Genomic DNA, 20,657 nt, shown 5'->3' on the forward strand with positions numbered 1-20,657 from the left:
GCATCTGTGAAGGCATGACCATCTGTTCGTTCTCCTGCGCCCTCAAGTGTAAACTTCAGCCAGTCGATTGTCTCACGATTATTGGCACGGAGGGACAAGCCGCCGAACTTCGTGGGTGGCTGGGCAATCAAAGAGGCATCTCTCGAGGTTGGTTATTGGCGGACGTTCCAGAGCTACAGTTTGACACAGGCTGCGCTTCTGTGTGTCGGGCGTGATCCGCGTAAAACCAGCTTTGACCAGTTGATGAAGCAGTACGGCAGGTCGTCCGAAGCTGATGAACTTTTGTATTTCCTAGAGGACCTTTACGAAGCGCTGGCCAATGGTCTTGGGCTCGACCCGAAAGATGGAGAGACAACTGTCAATGCACAAGCGTTGCTGAACTGGGTCAATATTAAGACCGTGAAGATCGATCCTCGCTTTCGCAGGATGCTCAAAGTCTACCATCCTGTTTCTTCTGGCCCAACCGTACCGCCACAAGGCCTTAAGGCTCGAGAAGACAAGCGACTTCATGGCTCCACCTTCACAGCGCATGCCCGCATTTTAGGTGCCGTTGCAATAGCAAAGTACAGGCTGGATGGCGTGAGTTCGATCGGCCGTGTCGCGAGAGAGATGGTTAATGACGGAAACCTGAATGGGCTTGGGTTCGATGCAAAGGTTGTTCGTGGACTATTGCGTTCGGCGCTCGACCCGTTGGCTGAAGAAAAGCCATTTTGAGGCCGGTCGAAACGCGTCGAGACTCCGTCAAAACTGGTAATAATCAATATTATCAGATATTTAAAATTTATAGGTTCGTCCCCCAACCGGCTATCGTTCTCTGGCAGATGTAGATGCACACGATCAAATCGGAGTGCACCATGTCGTCCAATCCCAACTTTCCTAGGACCGGTCTGGTCCGCCTGTCTGCGATACTTGCGCCCGTCGGACCGATCCCGGTTTCGAAATCCACATGGTGGGAAGGCGTGCGTAGTGGCCGTTTCCCCAAGCCATCCAAGCTTGGACCTCGGACCACCGTCTGGCGTGCCGAGGACATCCGTGCCCTGTACGGTGAGCGCAGCCATGATTAAGCGCGGTACACACCCTTCACTTGCGGATATAATTACGTCTGTGTCCGACGCTCAGGTCCAGACAGTAACCCGTGGTGGCCGGTGGCATGGCCGCTATGGCACTCTGTCGTGCCCCCTTTGCCAGCCTGAGGCCAGGGCGGGGCAGAATGCCCTTACCTTGGCCGACGGCAGGAAGGGTCTGCTATTACATTGTAAGAAAGCAGGGTGCAGCTTCCGCGATCTGACAGCCGCACTTGGTATATCGCATGGCCCCAATGCGGTACCTGACCCGGCGGTCATCGCACGGCGTGAAACAGGCCGTCTGGCGGAGGTCGAGAAGCGCGCGCGGCAATCGCAGGCGCTGTGGTCCGAGGCCTCGCTGACCAGCGGCACCATCGCGGAAACCTACCTTCGCGGGCGCGGGATCAACTGCGCCCTGCCCGACACTCTTCGCTATCACCCCATGGCATGGCATCTTTCAGGGCGGCATCTTCCTGCACTGGTCGCGCGCGTGGACGGATGTGACGGCTTCGCAGTGCACCGGACCTATCTGCGTCAAGACGGCAACGGGAAGGCCGACGTTGAGCCTCAGAAGGCGATGCTGGGGCGAGTAAAAGGCGGGGCAGTGCGGCTTGCAAGAGTGCCAGGACCACTTGTAGTGGCTGAGGGTATCGAAACGGCTCTGTCGCTGGCTTGCGGCCTGCTTAACGGCCCTGCGTCGATTTGGGCGGCACTCTCCACAAGCGGCATGACCGGACTGCACCTTCCCAGCGAACCGGGTCGGCTGACCATCGCACCCGACGGCGACAAGGCCGGTCATGTTGCGGCGCTAACGCTGGCCGACCGGGCAACTCGTGATGGGTGGTTGGTATCCATCCTGACCCCGCCCGAAGGCGGCGACTTTAATGACCTTATGAGCAGTGAGGTCTGGATATGACTGGGCCGGCGATGATCGTGAAGACTGACTTTGCACCCTTGCCTCGCGGCTTTCAATTGCGCCCTAACGGCATTTTTCGCGAGGTGTCCGGCAGCGAGGGAAAGACCGAATGGATCTGGCTTTGTTCCCACCTGTGTGTTCTCGCTTTGCCGCGCGATCCTTCTGGTACGGGCTGGGGGCGGCTTGTTGAAGTAATCGACCCGGATGGTCGGTTGCATTGTTGGGCGATCCCGGCGCGCATGTTCGCGGGCGACGGGGCAGAGGTGCGGGCGGGACTGCTCGACCGTGGGATAAACCTTGCTTCGGGTCGGCCAGCGCGCGATGCGCTCATTGACCTTCTGCAACGCTGGCAACCGCCTGCACGGGCGATTACAGCCGATCGTTTCGGCTGGGTGGATGAAACCTACAAGGCCTTCCTCTGCGGTGACGGTCGGGTGATCGGCGCGGGTGATGTCGTCTATCAAAATGAAAACACCCCTGTGGCGGCGACCGAGATGACGGCGGCCGGCACGATTGAGGGCTGGCGCGAGGCAGTAGCGGCACAATGCGATGGAAACCCACTCATGATCGTCGCTGTGTCACTTGCCTTCGCTGGGCCTCTGCTTGAACCTCTTGAACTTGACGGCGGCGGAATTCACCTGCGCGGCGCATCCAGCCGAGGCAAATCGACGGTGCAACGGGTGGCTGTGTCGGTATGGGGGTCGCCACGGCTCTTGAACAGCTGGCGCGCAACGGCGAACGGGCTGGAAGGGGTAGCGGCTGCCTCCAACAGCACATTGCTCGCGCTTGATGAGCTGGCCGAAATCTCTGGCCGCGAGGCCGGGGCTGCCGCCTACATGCTGGCCAATGGTACCGGAAAGTCGCGGGCGAACCGCACAGGATCGGCACGTGCAGCCGCGCGATGGCGCATTATGGTGCTGTCGTCGGGTGAAATCACCCTGGCCGACAAGATGGCCGAGGCTGGTGCGCGGCCTGCCGCCGGGCAGGCGGTTCGCCTTCTGGACGTGGCTGCTGATAGTCGGGAGCATGGCGCGTTTGACAACTTGCACGGGGCGTGCGGCGGGGCGGCATTCGCGGATCGCCTGCGCACAGCTACGGCGACGCATTACGGCACCGCAGGCACAGCCTTTGTTGCCGCCTTCCTTGACAACCGCGATGCCGCGACAAAGACGGCCCGTGAAGCGATGGCTTCGTTTCGCAACCTCGCTGCCCTGCGCTTTGACTTGAAGGGCGAGGGGCAAAGTGTTCGCGCAACCGACCGGCTCGGGATAATTGCCGCGGCTGGCGAACTCGCAACCGCTTGGGGCTTGACTCGCTGGGCGCCAGGGGCAGCGATCGATGCGGCACTTGATGTGCTGGGCGGGTGGATTGAAGGTCGCGGCGGGAGCGGGCCTGCGGAGTACCGCGAGGCCGTGGAGCGTGTACGCGCATTCCTTGTGGCACACGGCGACGCGCGCTTTGAACCCGTCACAAAGGCCAGCGATACCCGGCCGGTCAACAACCGAGCAGGCTGGCGCGAGGGTCCGACCTTCTACATCGCGGCAGACACCTGGAAGGAAATTCATAAGGGTGCAGATCCGTCGCGTGCTGCGCGCTATCTTCATGATGCGGGCTTCCTCACACCCGGCGAAGGAAAAAACCTCGCCGTCAAAGCGCCGCGCAGTATTGAAGGGCGTCCACGCGTATATGTCGTGAATGCGGATATTCTCGGAGCTGGCGATGACTGACGCAAACATCCCGAAAAGTCGGCCGGACCAGTCGGACCAGTCGGACCCATTTGGAATCCTTGCGCTTTTCCGGTCCGACATGGCGCCGCACTTGTCGGACCAGTCGGACCGCCCCGCAACGCCGTTCTTTGCTGGTCCGACTGGTCCGACTTTGAACAACTGCTGTCGGACCGCAAAAGATCAGCAAAAGCAATATGGTCCGACCGGTCCGACCGGTCCGACCGCAGTTTACCTACATTCAGCCGTTGCGACTCTTCCCGATTTCGACGCGCTCGATCTACTCGACCGATACGAGGAACCGGCAGCATTCCGTGAGTTTGGCGGCGAGCAGCCCCGCGCGGAACCTGAAGCAGCGGATTTGGCCGAAGCTGCGAAAGGGGCAGGCCTCACGACCAACATGCTGCGGAAGCTCTCGGCAGAACAGCCCGACGCAAAGGCCTATCTTGTGCATCTGTCAGCACGTGGGCTGATGGCCTTTGACGATGTGGCCGGTGCGCTGCAATGGGATCGTACACGAGCTTGGCAGGCCGAGGCCCGGTTGCGTGCCTCTGGGATGGTGACGCTTGACAGCGAAGGACTTACACAAGTGCGAAAAGGGAAGCATCCAAAATGACGAACCGACCGGAATCGACCAAGCCTCGTCAAGAGACGCCCTCAGCGCGTATGGATGAACCAGACCAAGACGTCGAGCTGACCAAGGTCTGCGATCAACGGAGCATGATCCTGTCGATCCTATGCGATTTCCTCGAAGAAGATAGAATTGCAGACCTCGGAGATTGGCTTGATCATGCTGGGTTCGACCTGACCGCCATTCGATATCCTGCCGACCTTCCCGCTGCATGGGTCGCCCATTATCGCAATGGGCGGAGCTACGATGTCGACCGCGCGCTGAACGACCTCCTTGCATGGCCGCCAATCGCTGCCGAGATCGCCTTTCTGTCGAAGCAATCACAGGTGACAGTGTCAACTCCAAACGGGCCGGGTAATCGGGCCCCAAAAAGCTTGCCGATTGATTTGGGAAAACTCGCAGATGATTTGTGACCATGCAAACAAACTGACGATCCGCAGTCTAGGTCCATGGCCCGAAGACACGCTGCGCCATGCGTATTCTCATGCCAATATTAGGCTCACCACAACGACCGCAGGCTTTGGCGGGACCCGCACCTGGTTTCTCTGCTCTCGCTGCGACCGCCGCTGCAGCATTCTTTACGATAACCCCGCCTCCGGGTGGGTCTGTCGCATCTGTGCCAGCGGGCACTACGCCAGCGAGGTAGAGGCTCCCATCGACCGGATGTATCGCAGGGCGCGCAAGTTGCGATGCCGGCTCGGCCAGCACGATCCAGACATGACCTTTCCGTTTCCTGGCAAACCCGTCGGCATGCATTGGAGCACCTATCTGCGCTTGCGGAAGGAGGGTCTTGCTCTGGAGGCGCGTCTGCTCGATCACATGCGACGCAACCTTCCGGCCCTACTGCGCCGCCGTATGATTGATCAGTCACTCTCGATGGAAGCAGATTGACTTGGGTCCCACAGACTGCCGTCAGGAATATCGACTAGGTGCCGCCGCAGATCGCGCATGCGGCTAACGGCATAGGATTTCAGTTTTTTCATCGTCTTGCGCAGGCGCAAGATATCGGTTTCGGGAAATTCATTTAGTTCTTTCGGCAGTCCCAAGGTATCCGAAAATCAGTTTTCCATATGCCCAACCTGAAGAAAGATGAGGTACATCAAATGAAAGTTGGTTGTCACATCTTGCCAAGTGCTGCCAACAAATGATGATGATCGTCGCGCTGTAGTCACGGCGCCAGCTTAGTCCCCCTCAACATCCTGTTTTCGTATAGGCCCAAGACCGGTGGACGTGTCCGTCGCTGAAAGCGTTGTTGTCAGCTTCAAGCCATTACAATAGCATAAAAATAGACTGAACTTACATTGTCACTGGGATCAGACATTATGCAAGCCTTCGATCTCGACAGCTCTCTAGTTGAAACCTACTCCAGCTTTTCGCGATCATTCAGTAAGATCCGTGCGCCTGACTTGAAGGCCGCGATCGATGCGCAATATGCGGATGGGCACTTCTGGCCTGACGCTCTCTTGTCGATCAACCCGCATTTTGAACATGGCAAAACCACCACGCAGCTGGTGGCAGATGGCCTGATTGCCCCGGAAACGGCACTAGTGTTTCGGATGAATGGTCATGGCCGAAGACGGCACCTTCAAAGCGATGGGGATGTAGGGGAATGACGCTTGCGCCAACCTTGTATGACGAACTGGTGCAGGTTTTCAGCAATGTCGCCCAGTTCGAGGTGCGCCCCGAAGAAGGCTATCAGATCCTTGCCGAGGCGTTGATGCAGTTCATCCAAAGTGACCGCATTCCCGAAATGACCGAAGCACAGTTGAAGCCCTATCTGTCGGCCTATCTGGCGGAAGTGCGCGCCAGACGGATCAACCCCTATGCGCCACCCCCGCCAACGCCTGCACTGGATGGGCTCAGTTCAGTGGTGAACTGGGTCAAGTTGGAAAAAAAGCCGCCGCCCGAAACCCTGTTTGGCTGGCAGGCCGATCAGCGCGAGGACAAATCCCTGATCGACCAACTGATCCAGCAAACGAACCTTTATGCCACCTCGAAATCCTTCACCGATCTTCTGGCCTTTGTGGCGCGCATGCGCGGCTTTGCCCCGTTCAACGCCATGCTGCTCCACGCCCAAAAGCCGGGTATCACCCATGCCGCCACCGCCTCCGACTGGTTGGCGCGGTTCAACCGCCGGCCCAAACAAGACGCGCGCCCGCTGATCGTGATGCAAGCAATGGGGCCGGTTGGATTTGTGTTCGATGTGCTGGATACCGAAGGCGCGCCGCTGCCACCCGAGGCTTTTGCCTTTCCGACATTCGGCGATCTATCGTTGGCACGGTGGCATGAAATGCTGACAGCCGTCTCGCGCGCCAAAATCGAGATCCTCTGGGTCGACAAAGGCGATGGGGCTGCGGGGTCGATGACGCGCCGCGAGATGGTTGTGAAAGGCAAGGCCCGGGCGCATTGGACGGTGCGCGTGAATCAGAACCACGACCCCCAGACCCAGTTCGTGACCCTGGCGCATGAGTTGGCGCATATGTTTCTTGGTCATCTGGGTGGCGATGATAACCCCAGTATCAAGGCACGCAGAGGCCTTGGCCATGATCTGCAAGAGGTAGAGGCCGAAACCGTTGCCTGGGTGGTCGCCCACCGCAACGGGCTGAAGCCGAAAAGCGAGGCCTATCTGGATCGCTACAAGGCCGCGTTCAAAGGGCTGGAGGTGTTCACAATCCTGCGGGCGGCAAATGCGGTTGAGACGGCTATGGGGATTTCAGCGGCGCAACTGGCAAAGGCAGGGCAGGCAAAATGACCCCCAACAATCCGCCCGGCTTTCTGATCGAAACCGAAGCCACCCGCGCTGCGCACCGAATGGGCTGGCGTATTCCGGGGGTGGTTCAGGGGGCGTGGCTGCCCTTCACCTCGCACACGATATCCGGCACGCTGTGTCTGGCCGCCAACCACCCAGACGGCCCGTGGATCGTGGCTCTGTCCGACCCAGCCCAACTGCATATGCCGCCGTCAAATTTTGAGGGCCCCGGTGCCGTACGTCTCATAATCCCCACCCTGTCCGCGCTGCACACCGCGCTGGACCAGATCTACCATTACGCCCTAAATGCCCCACCACCGTTGCAGGCGTTCCAAATCTTGACGGACCATTTGCCCCGCACAACCGAAGCCGAACGCACCCGGATCGAGCGGATCGGTCAAGACATTTTCCGCGCCCGCCTGCTGCAAATCTGGAATCACACTTGCCCGCTGACGGGCATCACTGACGCGGCCCTGCTGCGCGCCAGCCACATCATCCCATGGGCCGCCTGCGACAGCGACGCCGAGCGGTTGAACCCCGAAAACGGGTTGCTGCTGTCGGCCCTATGGGACGCCGCCTTCGACCGCGGGCTTGTCAGCTTTACCGATGACGGCACGCCGCTGTTCCATGAAGCGCTATCCCCGGCCGCCTGCACCCAGCTTGCCGCAAGCGCCACACTTTCGCTTTCTAAAGATCAAAAAAAACGGATGGAACATCACCGACAAATGATCTTCAGCGCAACAACCCTATCCTCAAAATGAGTCTTATCAGCTCACATCTCGCGGCAGCCGCCGTCACACAAATGTCCATCGGGCTGTTCGACTGACGTGAACGGCCCAAGGCTCACCTTCGTGGACCGCGCAGCGAACGGCAGTTTTGAGCCCAAAGTGACCGATGCTGCAGCATGCACATTGTGGTACTAAGGGCGGGAAGCGGACATTCGCTGCCGCTGCTCTCTCAACATCAGATAGCGGTGACAGCGGACTTTCGGGAAACTCACATATTGTGGCCATGTGCGTAGGTGGACACTGCTGGCCGTCCGACCAATGATCGAAAAATACTCGTTTTATCGAGTCCCCGGCGCAGTTGTTCCCGATGGTGTCGCAAAACCGGTGGCATGGCTTGCTTCCCTGACCTAAGAGAAAGTGCGCGATGAAAGTTTAGGACTCATGAAAAAGTTTGGCCTTGATAGCACGGATATCCGAATTCTCATCGCGATCCAGCAGCATGGACAAATGAGCAAAACTAAACTTGCTGAGATTGCCAATATTTCTGCCACTCCCTGCTGGGCCCGTCTTGACCGGCTCAAGGCAGCGGGGTTCATTCGCGGATATCATGCCGATATCGCACTGGACCAGATTGCCGACTTCACCCAAGTTGTCGTGACCGTCTCGCTCACGCGTCACCGAAAGGCGGATTTTGATCGGTTCGAAGCCTTTATCCGTACTCTTGACGAAATCACTGATTGCGTCGCTACGGGCGGAGGCATGGACTATGTGATGGAAACGATTACCCCTGATCTGGCATCGTTCCAAGCGTTGATGGAGACCCTGCTGGCTGCGGAACTAGGGATTGATCGCTATATGACTTACATCGCGACTCGGCGGGTCAAATCCAGCAAGCCGAACCTTACAAAACTGGCCGCAAAGAGCTGCGGCTGAAGCCCCCCGCCCAAACGGTTTATTCTGCGCCCACAAAACGGTCTGTTCAGTCTTTTCCCCGCCTGTTTTCAGTCCACATTCATGTCGCGACCCGGACTAAATCTCCGTCAGAGTATAACATTTGGCGGGCAGTTTGACCCGTGGTCAGCAAGGGCGAGAAATATCATGCAGGCAGAAGATTTTGGCTTTGGCACTCAGATCCGCAAGTCGCCCTATTTCGACGCCACCGTTCGCTGGGGCGCCAAAGGGTTTTCGGTCTACAACCACATGTATATCCCCCGCGATTTCGGCAGCCCCGAGCAGAACTTCTGGAATCTGGTGAACGATGCGATTCTTTGTGACGTGGCCGTCGAGCGTCAGGTGGAAATCACCGGACCGGATGCCGCGAAATTCGTCCAGACGCTGACTTCGCGCGATCTGTCCAAGATGGGCGTGGGTCAGTGCAAATATATCCTGATCACCAACGCCGAAGGCGGCCTCTTGAATGATCCGATTCTGCTACGTCTGGCCGAGAACCACTTCTGGATCTCGCTGGCCGACAGCGACATTCTGCTGTGGGCGCAGGGCGTGGCCGTGCATGCCGGTCTTGATGTAACAATTGATGAGCCTGATGTGTCACCGCTGCAGTTGCAGGGGCCAAAGTCGGGTCAGATTATGCAAGCGCTGTTCGGCGATAGCATTCTGGATCTGAAATACTATTGGCTGCGCGAGCTCGAGCTTGACGGGATGTCTGTGCTGGTGTCTCGCACCGGATGGTCCAGTGAATTGGGCTATGAGATCTATCTGCGCGACTCTGCGCATGGCGATGCTCTGTGGGAGCGGATTATGGTCGCAGGCGCGCCGTTTGGTCTTAAGCCCGGCCACACATCTTCTATCCGTCGGATTGAGGGTGGGATGCTATCCTATCACGCGGATGCGGACAATAAGACCAACCCCTTTGAACTGGGTCTGGACCGGCTTGTGAACCTCGACATCGAAGCCGATTTCATCGGCAAGGCTGCGCTGCGTCGCATCAAGGAGCAAGGCACGAGCCGCAAGCAAGTTGGCCTGATTATCGACGGTGAACCATTGCAAGGTCCTAACACTTCTTTCTGGGCGATCAAGAAAGATGGCGCGACCATCGGCAAGGTCACCTCTGCGATTTATTCGCCGCGTCTTGAAAAGAACATTGCCTTGGCGATGGTCGCGTCCGAACATGCCATTCTGGGCGCTGAGGTCAAAGTTGTGAACAAATCGGGTATTGTGAACGAGGCCGGAACGGTCACGGCCACAATCGTGGAACGTCCGTTCTATGATCCGAACAAAAAAATCGCCGCTGCCTGAATGCACTCCAAAAGGAGAGACCTGAACCATGTCCGACCTTGCAATCGAACTGCACTGGCAACGCGCCGAACCCGGTTTTCAACTCGGCAAATACTCGGCTGAACATGTTGTGCGCTATAACAACAGTTATGAGGTTCAGGTCGATGCCGCCCCGGATTGGGGCGGCAAGCCGGAGAACACCAATCCTGAACAGGCGCTCGCATCGGCACTGTCCAGCTGCCACATGATGACGTTTCTGGCCTTATGCGCAAAGCCGGGTTGGCCGGTTGCGAGTTACCATGACTACACCGAGGCGCATCTTGGCAAGAACGCCAAGGGCCAGATGTCGGTCATACGCATCGACCTGCATTCGGTGGTACAATTCGACACCGGTTTTGACATCGATGACGCAGCGCTGGCGGAAATGCAGGACCGCGCCCACCGCTATTGCTTTATCGCCAATACCTTGGCTGACAGCGTCGAAATCAACGTTCTGTAGCGGCCGAAAGGGAAATCCCCCATGCACATAAGCGATATCCTGTTACGCGATCTGGACGGTGACGGCGTCTTGCGCCTGACCCTCAATGACCCCTCGCGGCGCAATGCCTTGTCAGAGGCAATGCTGACCACCTTGAGCACGGCTTTTGTGGAGGCAGGGGCCGACCCTGAGGTGCGGGTGATTATTCTGGCCGCTAACGGACCCGCATTTTGCGCGGGTCACGACCTGAAGGAAATGACTGCGGGGCGCGCAAACCCCGATCGCGGTCGGGCTTATTTCACTAAAGTGATGACGATGTGTTCCGGCGTCATGCAGGGCATCGTGAATTGCCGCAAGCCGGTGATTGCCGAAGTCACGGGCGTTGCTACCGCTGCGGGCTGCCAATTGGTTGCCAGTTGCGATCTGGCCATTGCCGCCGACACCGCACAGTTCAGCACACCGGGTGTGCATATCGGTCTGTTCTGTTCAACCCCGATGGTGGCGCTGTCGCGCAACGTGGCGGACAAGCATGCGATGGAAATGCTGTTGACCGGCGACATGACTCCCGCAGCCCGCGCCGCGGAAATTGGTCTGGTCAACCGCGTGGTTGCCCCCGAAGAGCTGCGGCAAGTGACCATGGGCATGGCCCGCAAGATCGCCTCCAAATCCAGCATGACGCTCGCTACGGGCAAACGCGCTTATTATGTGCAGCGCGAAATGGGTCTGTCCGACGCCTATGACTATGCTTCGGACGTGATGGTCGAAAACATGCTCGCCCGTGACGCGGAAGAAGGCATCGGCGCCTTCATCCAGAAACGCGCTCCGCAATGGCAGGATGTCTGACCCCATGAAACCGAACCCCTACAACACTGATCTGGACCGTACCCCGGCCAACTTTCAGCCTCTGACGCCGCTGACCTTCCTGGAGCGCGCTGCAGCTGTGTTTCCGGACTACACTGCTATTATCCATGGTAAGCTGCGGCGCAGCTATGCCGCGTTCTATTCCCGCTCACGGCAACTCGCCTCGGCGCTGACGCAAATGGGGATTGGGCGGGGGGATACGGTATCGGCCCTACTTGCGAACACCCCCGCTATGCTGGAATGCCACTATGGCGTGCCGATGTGCGGCGCGGTTCTGCATTCGATCAACACCCGCTTGGATGCGGCAATCATTGCCTTTCAGCTTGATCACGCCATGTCGCGCGTCGTGATCGCCGACCGGGAATTCATGCCGCTCCTGCAACTGGCGCTGGCGCTTGCGACGGTCAAACCAATTGTGATCCAATATGATGACGCCGAATTCGACAGCCCAAGGGCCGAGGTCGCCGCCAAAGACTACGAGGCGCTGCTGGCCGAGGGTGATCCAAATTTTGCATGGCTGATGCCCGAGGACGAATGGGACGCCATCTCGATCAACTACACCTCTGGCACGACGGGCGATCCCAAGGGTGTGGTGTCGCATCATCGCGGAGCCTATCTTTTGGCACAGGGCAATGCGCTGACGGCGTCCATGCCAAAACACGCGGTCTACCTCTGGACGCTGCCTATGTTCCACTGCAACGGCTGGTGCTTCCCTTGGACACTGTCCGCCATCATCGGCACCCATGTTTGTCTGCGTCAGGTTCGGGCAGAACCGATCTGGAATGCGTTGGCAGACGAACGCGTCACCCATCTTTGCGGCGCACCCATCGTGATGTCGCTCATGATATCGGCTCCCGAAGCGGTCAAGCGTGACCTCGACCGAACGGTGCAGTTCTTCACCGCTGCGGCCCCGCCGCCCGAAAAGCTGCTGGCGGACATGAGGACTGCTGGCTTTGATGTGACACATTTGTATGGTTTGACCGAGACTTATGGCCCGGCCGTTGTGAACGACTGGCACGAAAGCTGGTCCGATCTGCCACCCGCGCGTCAGGCCGCCCTCAAATCGCGTCAGGGAGTGCGCTATTTGCCGCTGGAGCAGTTGGACGTTCTGGATACCGACACGATGCAGCCCGTTCCACGCGACGGCCAGACGATGGGCGAGGTTATGTTTCGCGGCAACGTCGTCATGAAGGGATATTTCCGCAATCCCAAGGCCACGAAAGAGGCTTTTGCGGGTGGATGGTTCCACTCCGGCGATCTGGGCGTCATGCATCCCGATGGCTATATCCAGCTCAAGGATCGCTCCAAGGATGTCATCATTTCAGGCGGCGAGAACATCTCTTCCATCGAGGTTGAGGAGGCGCTATACCGACATCCCGCCGTCGCCGTGACAGCTGTTGTTGCGATGCCCCACGAGAAATGGGGTGAAACCCCCTGTGCCTTTATCGAGCTTGCACCGGGGCACCATGCCGATGCCGCAGCGATGAAGGACTGGTGCCGCAAGGAACTTGCCGCCTTTAAAGTTCCGCGCTGCTTCGTGTTCACAGCTATTCCCAGAACCTCGACCGGAAAAATACAGAAATTCGTGCTGCGTGAGCATGCAAAAACAATTTCGATTGAGTCGGTGTCATAGCGACTGACACAAGCGGCTCATTCATCTGCCAACATGCAATCGGCTGGTGATTAGGAAGTTGGTGGCCAATTGAATGGCGGCAACGGCTTGTCGCGCCGCAGCATTCGCGACAGTCGTTGGACGTCCGCTCAGGGCCGCTAGTACGCCTTCAGGCTGTACCCATTTTCCGCGCAAGAAAGCCGCCTGATTGTAGGGCCCAGAGGCGAGCATAGAGACCATCTTTTGCTAACAGGGTATCATGCGTTCCTTCCTCGACGATGTGGCCCGCATCCATGACCACTATACGATCCATTGCTGCGATGGTGGACAGGCGATGGGCGATAGCCAAGGTTGTTTTTCCGGCCATCAGCCGGTGCAGGTTCTCTTGGATTGCGGCTTCGGACTCACTATCAAGCGCGCTTGTGGCTTCGTCCAACACAAGGATCGGAGCGTCCTTGAGAAGTGCGCGTGCTATGGTGACCCTTTGGCGTTGACCACCCGAGAGTTTAACGCCCCGGTCGCCGACGAATGCGTCAAGGCCCACGCGGCCTTTATCATCACGCAGATCGTGAATGAAGCCCATGGCTTGCGCGGCTCTGGCGGCGGCCTCGACCTCGGCGTCCGTGGCGTTGGGTCGGCCATAGCGGATATTGTCACGGATCGACCGATGCAGCAGACCGACATCCTGTGTCACCACACCTATCTGCTCTCGCAGGGAGGTCTGCGTGACATCGCGGACATCTTGGCAGTCAACGGTAACACGGCCTGCATCAACATCGCGCAACCGCATCAAAAGGGACACGAGCGTGGATTTACCTGCACCGGACAAACCGACCAAGGCAACTCTTTCGCCGGCGGCTATGGAGAGTGATAGATCACGCACGACTGCGTCTGCTTCACCGTACTTAAAAGTCACGTGATCGAACAGGATCTGTCCTCTGGTCAAGTTAAGGTCAGGTGCATTCGAAGCGTCCATCAGGGTTGGCGGTGTCGTCATAATTGGCATTGCATCTGCGATCGTTCCATACGCGCGGCTGACAGATTGGCCCAAGCCAATAAACATGCCCGACGACGCCGACAGGGTACGCGCGATCGTGGCCCCCGCAACAAAATCACCCAAACTGACAAAACCGTCGACCAAACCCCACAGACCCACTGCGAAGATAGACACAACCAGCGCCACGTTAAGCAAATGCACCAAGGCATCTGTTGAGACATATGCGCGGTTCTCACGGTGCTGGGTGTCGATGGTCTCACCTATGACCTTTTGGATCGCACCTGCCTCGCTGTCTTCTGCGGCAAAAAGTTTCACCATCGCGATGTTGGAATATACATCTGTCATGGCCCCTGTGGCCCGGCTGGTGGCCGCCGCCACTTTGCGCGACCGCGCCGCATAAATCGGAACCGCAAACCACGCTAAAATGATGTTGAGCGCGATCCAGGCCACAACCGGTAAGGCCATCATTGGCGAAAGGGCGGCCAGTAATACCGCAGCACCACCAAAGGAAATAACGACCCGTGGCACCATCTGCATGGCGATCATCAAGGACCGCTGCACCGCGCTGGTGACCTGACCGATGCGGCTGGCAACCTGACCCGCAAACACGTCTTCAAAGAACGCAACGTCCTGGCCTTCTACCGCTTTGTGGGCCTGCCACCGCATCGCTGCTGGCAGTAAAACCTGCACCGTTTGGGCCATGAAAGCGCCGCGTACAAAGGTCACGACGGGATCAACAATAGCGAACAAAAAAACCAACGCGGCCAATGTCCACATTTTGGCCGCGATAAATGACGCGGCACCCTGCGCCGTGACACCGTCGACCACAAAAGCCAGTGCCCAGACCATTGCCAGCCCGATCCCCGCAGAGATGACTGACAACCCGGCAACGGCAAGCAAAACGCCGCGAAAGAGCTGTGCAAAATGCCAGACCAAACCCCAGACCCCAGTTGCGGGCAGGACGCGCAGGGGAAGGTCGAAGGGTCGTACAAGGTTCTCAAATGGGCGGAAGATGCGGTCTGATATGTTCATAGGATACCACATAGGGCTGGAGCCGATGATCCACAACGTAGCTTGAGTGGTCGAGGATGGGCGCTTTGTAGTTGTCAGTTCAAGCAGGATGCTGCATCGCAGCACTATAAACTTCGGTCAATGTCCGGTTAGGGCCGTCCACGTCAGCACGGGTGTTTCCGGACCGAAGCGGTGCTCTGCACTGCCACATGACCGCAAAGAGCCCTTTTTTCTAAATGCTGTCCCGCAGCATTTCTTGCGACCATAGTCGACATGGGGGACCAGCGTTCGTCCCCTGTCTCGCGATTGGAAAGTACTTTCATAAGGAGAAAGGGCTGGCCTCCTCGGGAGGAGGTGAAGACGCCAGCCCCAGTAATAACGGGTTCCGGGAGGAAAGACCGTTAAGGTTCGGTATCAGGCAAACTCTGGGAGGAGCGAGTCCTGACACCTCTCAATGCTGTCTCTATGGGACGGGCATCGGTTCCGTGAATGGTTACGCGCCCATGGCGCGTAACCCATTGTTCAAAGACCGTCGTATTCGTATGAAACTAGGAATTTAGCATGACGCTTGATCCCGCTTCGTGTGATCCCAATTTGCGCCAGCTCTTCGTCTGACATTCTGCGCAGGACAGATTCCATCCTTCCAATCTGCAGATTGGTCACCAAATTCGCCAAGCCTTTGTATACTGTGGATGCGCAACCTGCGAAGAACGAGGCAAAACTGCCCGCAGCGTGCCGCAATTGCAGCCAGAAGTTCGGAATGCCTACGGCGCTAAAATCGGTTTTCATTGGGTTAGTCCTTTATCGATTTTAGAGTGCCAACTTGGAATTACCTAAGTGAGACACGCCTATGCCTGCCGGATTACAGTCTGCGAACGCGCATGGCCGTATGCGGTCTCGTATGCGATTTCCTTGATCGACAACCGAGAGATGCCGATGTCGGCAAGGTCGCGGTCGGACGAGCGTTGAAGTTCGCGCAGTGTCCGAGCGTACGAACTGTGCTGCTTACGATGTACCGCTGCTGCTTCTATTCTGGCTTCAAACCATTCGCGAAGCCGAATTCCGGGGTAAAAAAGGTCTGCTGCGTGGGTCATCTCTCATGCTCCTGTACTCAATGGTGCGTTTGGTGGGCTGCTGGTAGCGCTATCGTGGCCACTAGCTTTGAAGATAGTAAAATGCTGCGCATGCACAATAGCTCAGATGGAAATGCTGCTATGCAGCAATGACATAGGTGCGTGCGGCGCTAATTTAGGCAGTTTGCCAGTGAGTCAGGCAGTCGAAACCTTAGGCCGATGCCGTTGCTCGAAAATACATGGCGGTTGCCGAAAATCTGGGCATGTAATGTATGTCAGATCAAAAAAATTCCGGAATTCGTCAACCCTTACAGAGATTTGTATTGGCAAAGAAGGTATTTCGATCACAGGGTCACAACCTGAGAGAGCCCTTGAGTAAGCTATAGGTTTGTGTCGCGAAGGTGGTGGAAATTTGAAGGTGGCGTAATCTCCGGGTGAACCAAACCCACCCAATCGGCGGCTGCAACCGCCAAGGAGATCACGCCATGACGAAGAATACAGACACCAGCATGCTTGCGCTACAGGCCAATGAAGTGGGCTATGATCCGATCGAGGATCGGCTGCGGCAGAATATCCGTGCGACCATCGAGGCGCTGTTCGAGGAGGAGCTTTCCGGCTTCATCGGTCGCTGTCGCTATGGCCGGAGCGGCACCGCGAAGAAGGGCTACCGCAACGGGCATCGCGAGCGCCAGCTCGTGGGCACCTTCGGCACCGAAACGGTCAGCGTGCCGCGCGCCCGGATCGAGAACGTAGAGGGCAAGATCACCGAATGGCGCTCCAAGGCGCTGCCGCGCTATCCACTGCCCGGCAGTGCATCCACAGGATGCATGAGAGGGAGCGGCTGACGAAGAAGGCAGAAGCCCTGATCGCCTCGGTCTATCTGGCCGGAACGAACACGCGGCGGGTCAAACGCGCGCTCTACGGCCTGTTTCAGAGGGCAGTCGGCAAAGACGTGGTCAGCCGGGCCTGGCGCAAGGTGAAGGTGGACTGGGACGCGTGGTGCGCCCGCAATCTGGCCGACGAAGATATCGTCCGTCTCATTCTGGACGGCACCGTCATCAAGACCCGTCTCGACCGCAAGGCCACTAACATCTTGGCGCTAGCGGCCATCGGTGTGCACCGGGATGGCCAGAAGGTTCTGTTATCCATCATGAATATGGGTGGAGAGAGCAAGGCCGCCTGGGGCCAGTTCCTCGCCGATCTCGATGCGCGCGGGCTGAAGCGGCCCGAATTCGTCATCATCGACGGCGCCCCTGGTCTTGAGGCCGCACTTGTTGCGCTCTGGGGCGAGGACTTGGCCGTCCAGCGCTGCACGGTCCACAAGCATCGCAACCTTCTCGGCCATGCCCCGAGGACGATGCACGACGAGCTGACCGAGGACTACCGCGACATGATCTACGCCGACACCGCAGTCGAGGTCGAGAAACGCCGCAAGGCATTCCTGCGCAAATGGCGGCTGAAATGCAAGGCCGTCGCCGACAGCCTCGAGGAGGCAGGCGACCGGCTGTTCACCTTCAAGCGGCTCGACCCGTCACAATGGAAATCGGCGCGGACAACGAACGCGATCGAGCGGCTGAACGAGGAATTCCGCCGCCGCGTCAAGACCCAGACCGTGCTGCCCTGCGCCGAAACCGTGCCGATGCTGCTCTGGGCCCTGATGGCCTCCGGCCAGATCCAGATGCGCAAGGTCGATGGCTGGGAAACCCTAGATCAGCCCATCGAACCAATCACACTTGACCTCGTCGCCTGATCAGGTCCAAATCCCATTGCTCGGAGAGCGCCGCCAGAAAATTTCCACAACATTCGAGACACGACCAGCTATAGAGTGAGACCTTTACTGAAACCGTACTGTTGCTTGTGAAAATGCGGAACTCTAAATATTCCTTTGGCAGGTCGCCCTAGCTGCCTACGGCTAAAATCCTCCCCCAAACGGGGAACGATGATCGAAGACAAGTGTTTTTCGCACTTGCCGCGAACGGTAGAAGAATCCGCACACTGACGTTTGAGCCGACAAAATGCTGCGCTCTGCACGAATGGCCGCAATTACGGGCCGCGCTGCAGCATTTTGAGGTGGTGGCCAATGGCGGCTTTGGGCCGGAACCGCCAAATCTCTTGGGGTCACCTGCACTCCATGGAGTGCAGGCCCAAGATAGAGCGTTATCTGCTCGCCTCTTTGAACATTCAGTCAAATGACGTGTAATAATCGGGAATGCTGATGCGTTCACGTCCCAATGTCCCCCTCAGTCTCGATATTCAACAACTCGCCACAATGCTTGCAGTGAACCGCATCCGGTTCGTGCCGGTTCAGGCCGCATTCCGAGCATTTATGCTTGATCTTGGAGGGCTGGAAGATGGCGCGCGCCAATTGCACAAAAAGTGCGACTCCCACGACCATAATGAACACTGACAACAGCTTTCCGCCGGTTGTCGTCATGGTGATGTCGCCAAAGCCCGTCGTCGTGAGCGTCGCCACCGTGAAATAGAGTGCGTCAACATAGCCTGCAACGCCACCCTCTTCATCGAACGCCAGCACGAAGACGAACGACGTGATCACAAAGATGAAGACGAACAGGTTGACCGCAGCGAGGATAGCGTCTTCGTGGCGGCGGAAGAACAGGCTCTCGCGGCGAAGGTCACGCAAGACGCTATAGGCGTGGATCAGCCGCAGGCCCCGCAGCACGCGGAGGAATGCGAAGTTCTCGGTGATAAGCGGTGCCAGCAGCAGGGACAGCACGACGACCAGATCCGCAAGAGTATAGATGCGCGTCAGTTCCCGACGCAGGTTTTCGGAGATCCACAATCGGGCCACGAGGTCCAGAAGTATGAGCAGGCCGAGCCCAGTGTTCAGCGCGGTCATAACCGGCGTCGTGGGTAGCGCTGCGGTTGCAATAAAATAGACGATGGTCACCGCATCGAACACGATCAGCCCATAGCGAAACCGCCGGGCGCGTTGGCTTTGACCGGTGTAGAGCAACCTGACGGTACGGTGCAGTGCTTCCATCTACGAAGCATGCCACAGCTTTTCGCCGGGGACCATGTGCCGAAACAACGGCGCGCCTGCGGATAAACTCAGGGCGCTCGCATTGGAATCATCTGAAGTCGCCAATTTCTTGCACCCGTAGCGAATGACCGGTTCTACGTGCCGCACCGCAGCAATACGAGTTGGTGACGAGCGGCGGCTTAGGGCCGTTCACGACAATGATGAGATAGATAGAGAAGCGGTCAGATTGCTCCGCCATGCACAATTCGACACGAGGGGCGGGAACCAGACTTTCGCTGTACGATGCATTGACGTCTTCTGTGCGGACAAAACAGCCATTCAACGCTATCCGGGCAAGGTCTGCTTTCGGCGGTGGGTTCAACCGGTGGACGCAACACTTCAATCTTTATGAAGAGATGGAGTGTTTGAATGAAGTATCGTCGCAGGATCTACTATTCAGCTGGGCAGCGCGCGGAGATTTGGGACCGTTGGCAGGCTGGGGAGTCCATGAGGTCGATAGGGCGGGTGTTTGATCGGCCATCCTCGTCAGTCTTTTCGGTGATCTCGCCGACGGGCGGCATCCGTCCACCGGATCGCCGACGCGGCAGCTACGCATTGAGCCTTTCTGAGCGCGAGGAAATATCGCGTGGGCTCAGCATCAAGCTTTCTTTGCGGGCAATTGCGCGGCAGTTGGGGCGCGCACCTTCGACCATCTGCCGGGAGGTTCGGCGCAACGGTGGGCCTGCTAGATATCGTGCGACGGGGTCCGACCAGGCCGCGTGGGATCGCGCTCTGCGTCCCAAGATATGCAAGCTGGCTTGCCACCCATCATTGAGCCACGCAGTATCGACGAAGCTGCGGCGCAAGTGGTCACCAGAACAGATTGCGGGTTGGCTCAAGCGCGCGTTTCCAGGAGAGGCGCAGAAACAGGTGTCACACGAGACGATCTATAGAAGCCTTTATATACAGGCGCGCGGTGTCCTGAAAAAGGAGCTGCTTGAGCACCTGCGCGCCAAACGCACAGTCAGACGGTCCAAACATGCCAGCCTCAAACGTAGCGGTCTTGGTCAGATTAAGGACGCTGTATCAATCAGTGAAAGGCCCGCTTCTATCGAAGACCGCGCTGTCCCGGGACACTGGGAGGGCGACCTAATTGGTGGATCCAGAAACAGCTACATTGCAACACTTGTCGAGCGCCATTCACGGTATGTCATGTTGGTGAAGGTTGCTAACAAGGACACCGAAAGCGTTGTAACGGCCCTGATCAAATCGGCTCAGAGGCTACCACGCGAACTCTATAAATCTCTGACATGGGATCGTGGCAAAGAGCTGGCAGATCACCCGCGCCTGACGATGGCAACTGACGTTGATGTCTACTTTTGCGACCCGCAGTCGCCGTGGCAACGCGGATCAAACGAAAACACCAACCGACTTTTGCGGCAATATCTGCCGCGCGGAACCGATCTGTCTGTCCATTCACAAGCAAAGCTCAGCGCAATTGCAAGACAGCTCAACGAACGGCCACGCAAGACCTTGCAATACCAAACCCCAGCAGAGAAGTTCGCAGAGTGTGTTGCGTCGATCGGTTGAACCCACCG

20 protein-coding genes and 2 pseudogenes are annotated in these 20,657 nt (G+C 57.9%); 17 read left to right on the plus strand and 5 right to left on the minus strand.

Annotation, left to right across the window (positions count from 1 at the left end; translation table 11 throughout):
- Positions 1-111 precede the first annotated feature (111 nt).
- The 7 genes and pseudogenes from BMY36_RS16375 (at position 112) to BMY36_RS16400 (ending at position 4,748) form a co-directional block, all read left to right on the plus strand.
- Entirely contained in the window at positions 112-714 is a 603-nt protein-coding gene (locus BMY36_RS16375) for a hypothetical protein (RefSeq protein WP_082224843.1), read from the plus strand.
- A 140-nt stretch (positions 715-854) separates the two neighbouring features.
- Positions 855-1,064: a helix-turn-helix transcriptional regulator gene (locus tag BMY36_RS16380; protein ID WP_074818908.1), complete on the plus strand. Its 210-nt coding sequence runs from the start codon at positions 855-857 to the stop codon at positions 1,062-1,064.
- Positions 1,057-1,665 (plus strand): annotated as a pseudogene (locus tag BMY36_RS20985) (DUF7146 domain-containing protein); the annotation flags it as partial. The gene BMY36_RS16380 and the pseudogene BMY36_RS20985, both read left to right, overlap by 8 nt.
- Positions 1,666-1,701: 36 nt before the next feature.
- Positions 1,702-1,980: a toprim domain-containing protein gene (locus tag BMY36_RS20595; RefSeq protein ID WP_231579716.1), complete on the plus strand. Its 279-nt coding sequence runs from the start codon at positions 1,702-1,704 to the stop codon at positions 1,978-1,980.
- An 11-nt stretch (positions 1,981-1,991) separates the two neighbouring features.
- Positions 1,992-3,707 (plus strand): DUF927 domain-containing protein, encoded by a 1,716-nt coding sequence (locus tag BMY36_RS16390; RefSeq protein ID WP_074818905.1) that lies wholly within the window; start codon positions 1,992-1,994, stop codon positions 3,705-3,707.
- The gene (locus tag BMY36_RS16395; protein WP_050519684.1) at positions 3,700-4,320 is read left to right on the plus strand and encodes a hypothetical protein; all 621 of its coding nucleotides are present in this window, start codon (positions 3,700-3,702) and stop codon (positions 4,318-4,320) included. The genes BMY36_RS16390 and BMY36_RS16395 overlap by 8 nt, the downstream gene beginning before the upstream one ends.
- Positions 4,321-4,370: 50 nt before the next feature.
- The gene (locus BMY36_RS16400; protein WP_156215180.1) at positions 4,371-4,748 is read left to right on the plus strand and encodes a hypothetical protein; all 378 of its coding nucleotides are present in this window, start codon (positions 4,371-4,373) and stop codon (positions 4,746-4,748) included.
- 450 nt (positions 4,749-5,198) lie between these two features.
- Here the strand turns inward: BMY36_RS16400 and BMY36_RS20025 are convergent, their stop codons facing one another.
- Positions 5,199-5,381: a hypothetical protein gene (locus tag BMY36_RS20025; protein ID WP_175469320.1), complete on the minus strand. Its 183-nt coding sequence runs from the start codon at positions 5,379-5,381 to the stop codon at positions 5,199-5,201.
- 276 nt (positions 5,382-5,657) lie between these two features.
- Between BMY36_RS20025 and BMY36_RS16410 the strand changes: the two genes are divergently transcribed.
- The 8 genes from BMY36_RS16410 to BMY36_RS16445 all read left to right on the plus strand — a co-directional run bounded on the left by BMY36_RS16410 (position 5,658) and on the right by BMY36_RS16445 (position 13,019).
- The gene (locus BMY36_RS16410; protein WP_139194103.1) at positions 5,658-5,948 is read left to right on the plus strand and encodes a hypothetical protein; all 291 of its coding nucleotides are present in this window, start codon (positions 5,658-5,660) and stop codon (positions 5,946-5,948) included.
- The gene (locus BMY36_RS16415) at positions 5,945-7,087 is read left to right on the plus strand and encodes an ImmA/IrrE family metallo-endopeptidase (RefSeq protein ID WP_050519680.1); all 1,143 of its coding nucleotides are present in this window, start codon (positions 5,945-5,947) and stop codon (positions 7,085-7,087) included. Before BMY36_RS16410 ends, BMY36_RS16415 begins: the two co-directional genes overlap by 4 nt.
- The gene (locus BMY36_RS16420) at positions 7,084-7,845 is read left to right on the plus strand and encodes an HNH endonuclease (protein ID WP_050519679.1); all 762 of its coding nucleotides are present in this window, start codon (positions 7,084-7,086) and stop codon (positions 7,843-7,845) included. The genes BMY36_RS16415 and BMY36_RS16420 overlap by 4 nt, the downstream gene beginning before the upstream one ends.
- A gap of 408 nt (positions 7,846-8,253) precedes the next feature.
- Positions 8,254-8,745: an Lrp/AsnC family transcriptional regulator gene (locus BMY36_RS16425; RefSeq protein ID WP_050519678.1), complete on the plus strand. Its 492-nt coding sequence runs from the start codon at positions 8,254-8,256 to the stop codon at positions 8,743-8,745.
- A gap of 165 nt (positions 8,746-8,910) precedes the next feature.
- Positions 8,911-10,068: a glycine cleavage T C-terminal barrel domain-containing protein gene (locus BMY36_RS16430; protein ID WP_175469321.1), complete on the plus strand. Its 1,158-nt coding sequence runs from the start codon at positions 8,911-8,913 to the stop codon at positions 10,066-10,068.
- A gap of 28 nt (positions 10,069-10,096) precedes the next feature.
- Positions 10,097-10,546, plus strand: a complete 450-nt coding sequence (locus tag BMY36_RS16435; protein ID WP_050519677.1) for an OsmC family protein — start codon at positions 10,097-10,099, stop codon at positions 10,544-10,546.
- A 21-nt stretch (positions 10,547-10,567) separates the two neighbouring features.
- Complete coding sequence (locus tag BMY36_RS16440; protein ID WP_050519676.1) at positions 10,568-11,368, plus strand: enoyl-CoA hydratase; 801 nt, start codon at positions 10,568-10,570, stop codon at positions 11,366-11,368.
- A gap of 4 nt (positions 11,369-11,372) precedes the next feature.
- Positions 11,373-13,019: an acyl-CoA synthetase gene (locus BMY36_RS16445; RefSeq protein WP_139194104.1), complete on the plus strand. Its 1,647-nt coding sequence runs from the start codon at positions 11,373-11,375 to the stop codon at positions 13,017-13,019.
- 148 nt (positions 13,020-13,167) lie between these two features.
- Here the strand turns inward: BMY36_RS16445 and BMY36_RS16450 are convergent, their stop codons facing one another.
- From BMY36_RS16450 to BMY36_RS16460, 3 genes are all read right to left on the minus strand, one after another.
- Positions 13,168-15,027, minus strand: a complete 1,860-nt coding sequence (locus tag BMY36_RS16450) for an ABC transporter ATP-binding protein (RefSeq protein WP_050519674.1) — start codon at positions 15,025-15,027, stop codon at positions 13,168-13,170.
- 501 nt (positions 15,028-15,528) lie between these two features.
- A complete protein-coding gene (locus tag BMY36_RS16455; RefSeq protein ID WP_050519673.1) occupies positions 15,529-15,795 on the minus strand; it encodes a DUF1127 domain-containing protein in 267 nt (88 codons plus the stop codon).
- A gap of 59 nt (positions 15,796-15,854) precedes the next feature.
- On the minus strand, positions 15,855-16,100 hold the full coding sequence (locus tag BMY36_RS16460; RefSeq protein ID WP_050519672.1) for a YjiS-like domain-containing protein: 246 nt from the start codon (positions 16,098-16,100) through the stop codon (positions 15,855-15,857).
- A gap of 464 nt (positions 16,101-16,564) precedes the next feature.
- On the opposite strand from BMY36_RS16460, the pseudogene BMY36_RS16465 reads away from it, so the two are divergent.
- Positions 16,565-17,829 (plus strand): annotated as a pseudogene (locus BMY36_RS16465) (IS256 family transposase).
- A 471-nt stretch (positions 17,830-18,300) separates the two neighbouring features.
- Here the strand turns inward: BMY36_RS16465 and BMY36_RS16470 are convergent.
- On the minus strand, positions 18,301-19,080 hold the full coding sequence (locus BMY36_RS16470) for a potassium channel family protein (protein WP_050519671.1): 780 nt from the start codon (positions 19,078-19,080) through the stop codon (positions 18,301-18,303).
- A gap of 408 nt (positions 19,081-19,488) precedes the next feature.
- On the opposite strand from BMY36_RS16470, the gene BMY36_RS16475 reads away from it, so the two are divergent.
- Positions 19,489-20,649 carry an IS30 family transposase gene (locus tag BMY36_RS16475; protein ID WP_074818900.1) on the plus strand — a complete coding sequence of 387 codons (1,161 nt, stop codon included), beginning with the start codon at positions 19,489-19,491 and terminating at the stop codon, positions 20,647-20,649.
- Positions 20,650-20,657 lie beyond the last annotated feature (8 nt).

Source organism: Pseudorhodobacter antarcticus (genome assembly GCF_900110135.1).
Lineage (GTDB): Bacteria > Pseudomonadota > Alphaproteobacteria > Rhodobacterales > Rhodobacteraceae > Pseudorhodobacter > Pseudorhodobacter antarcticus.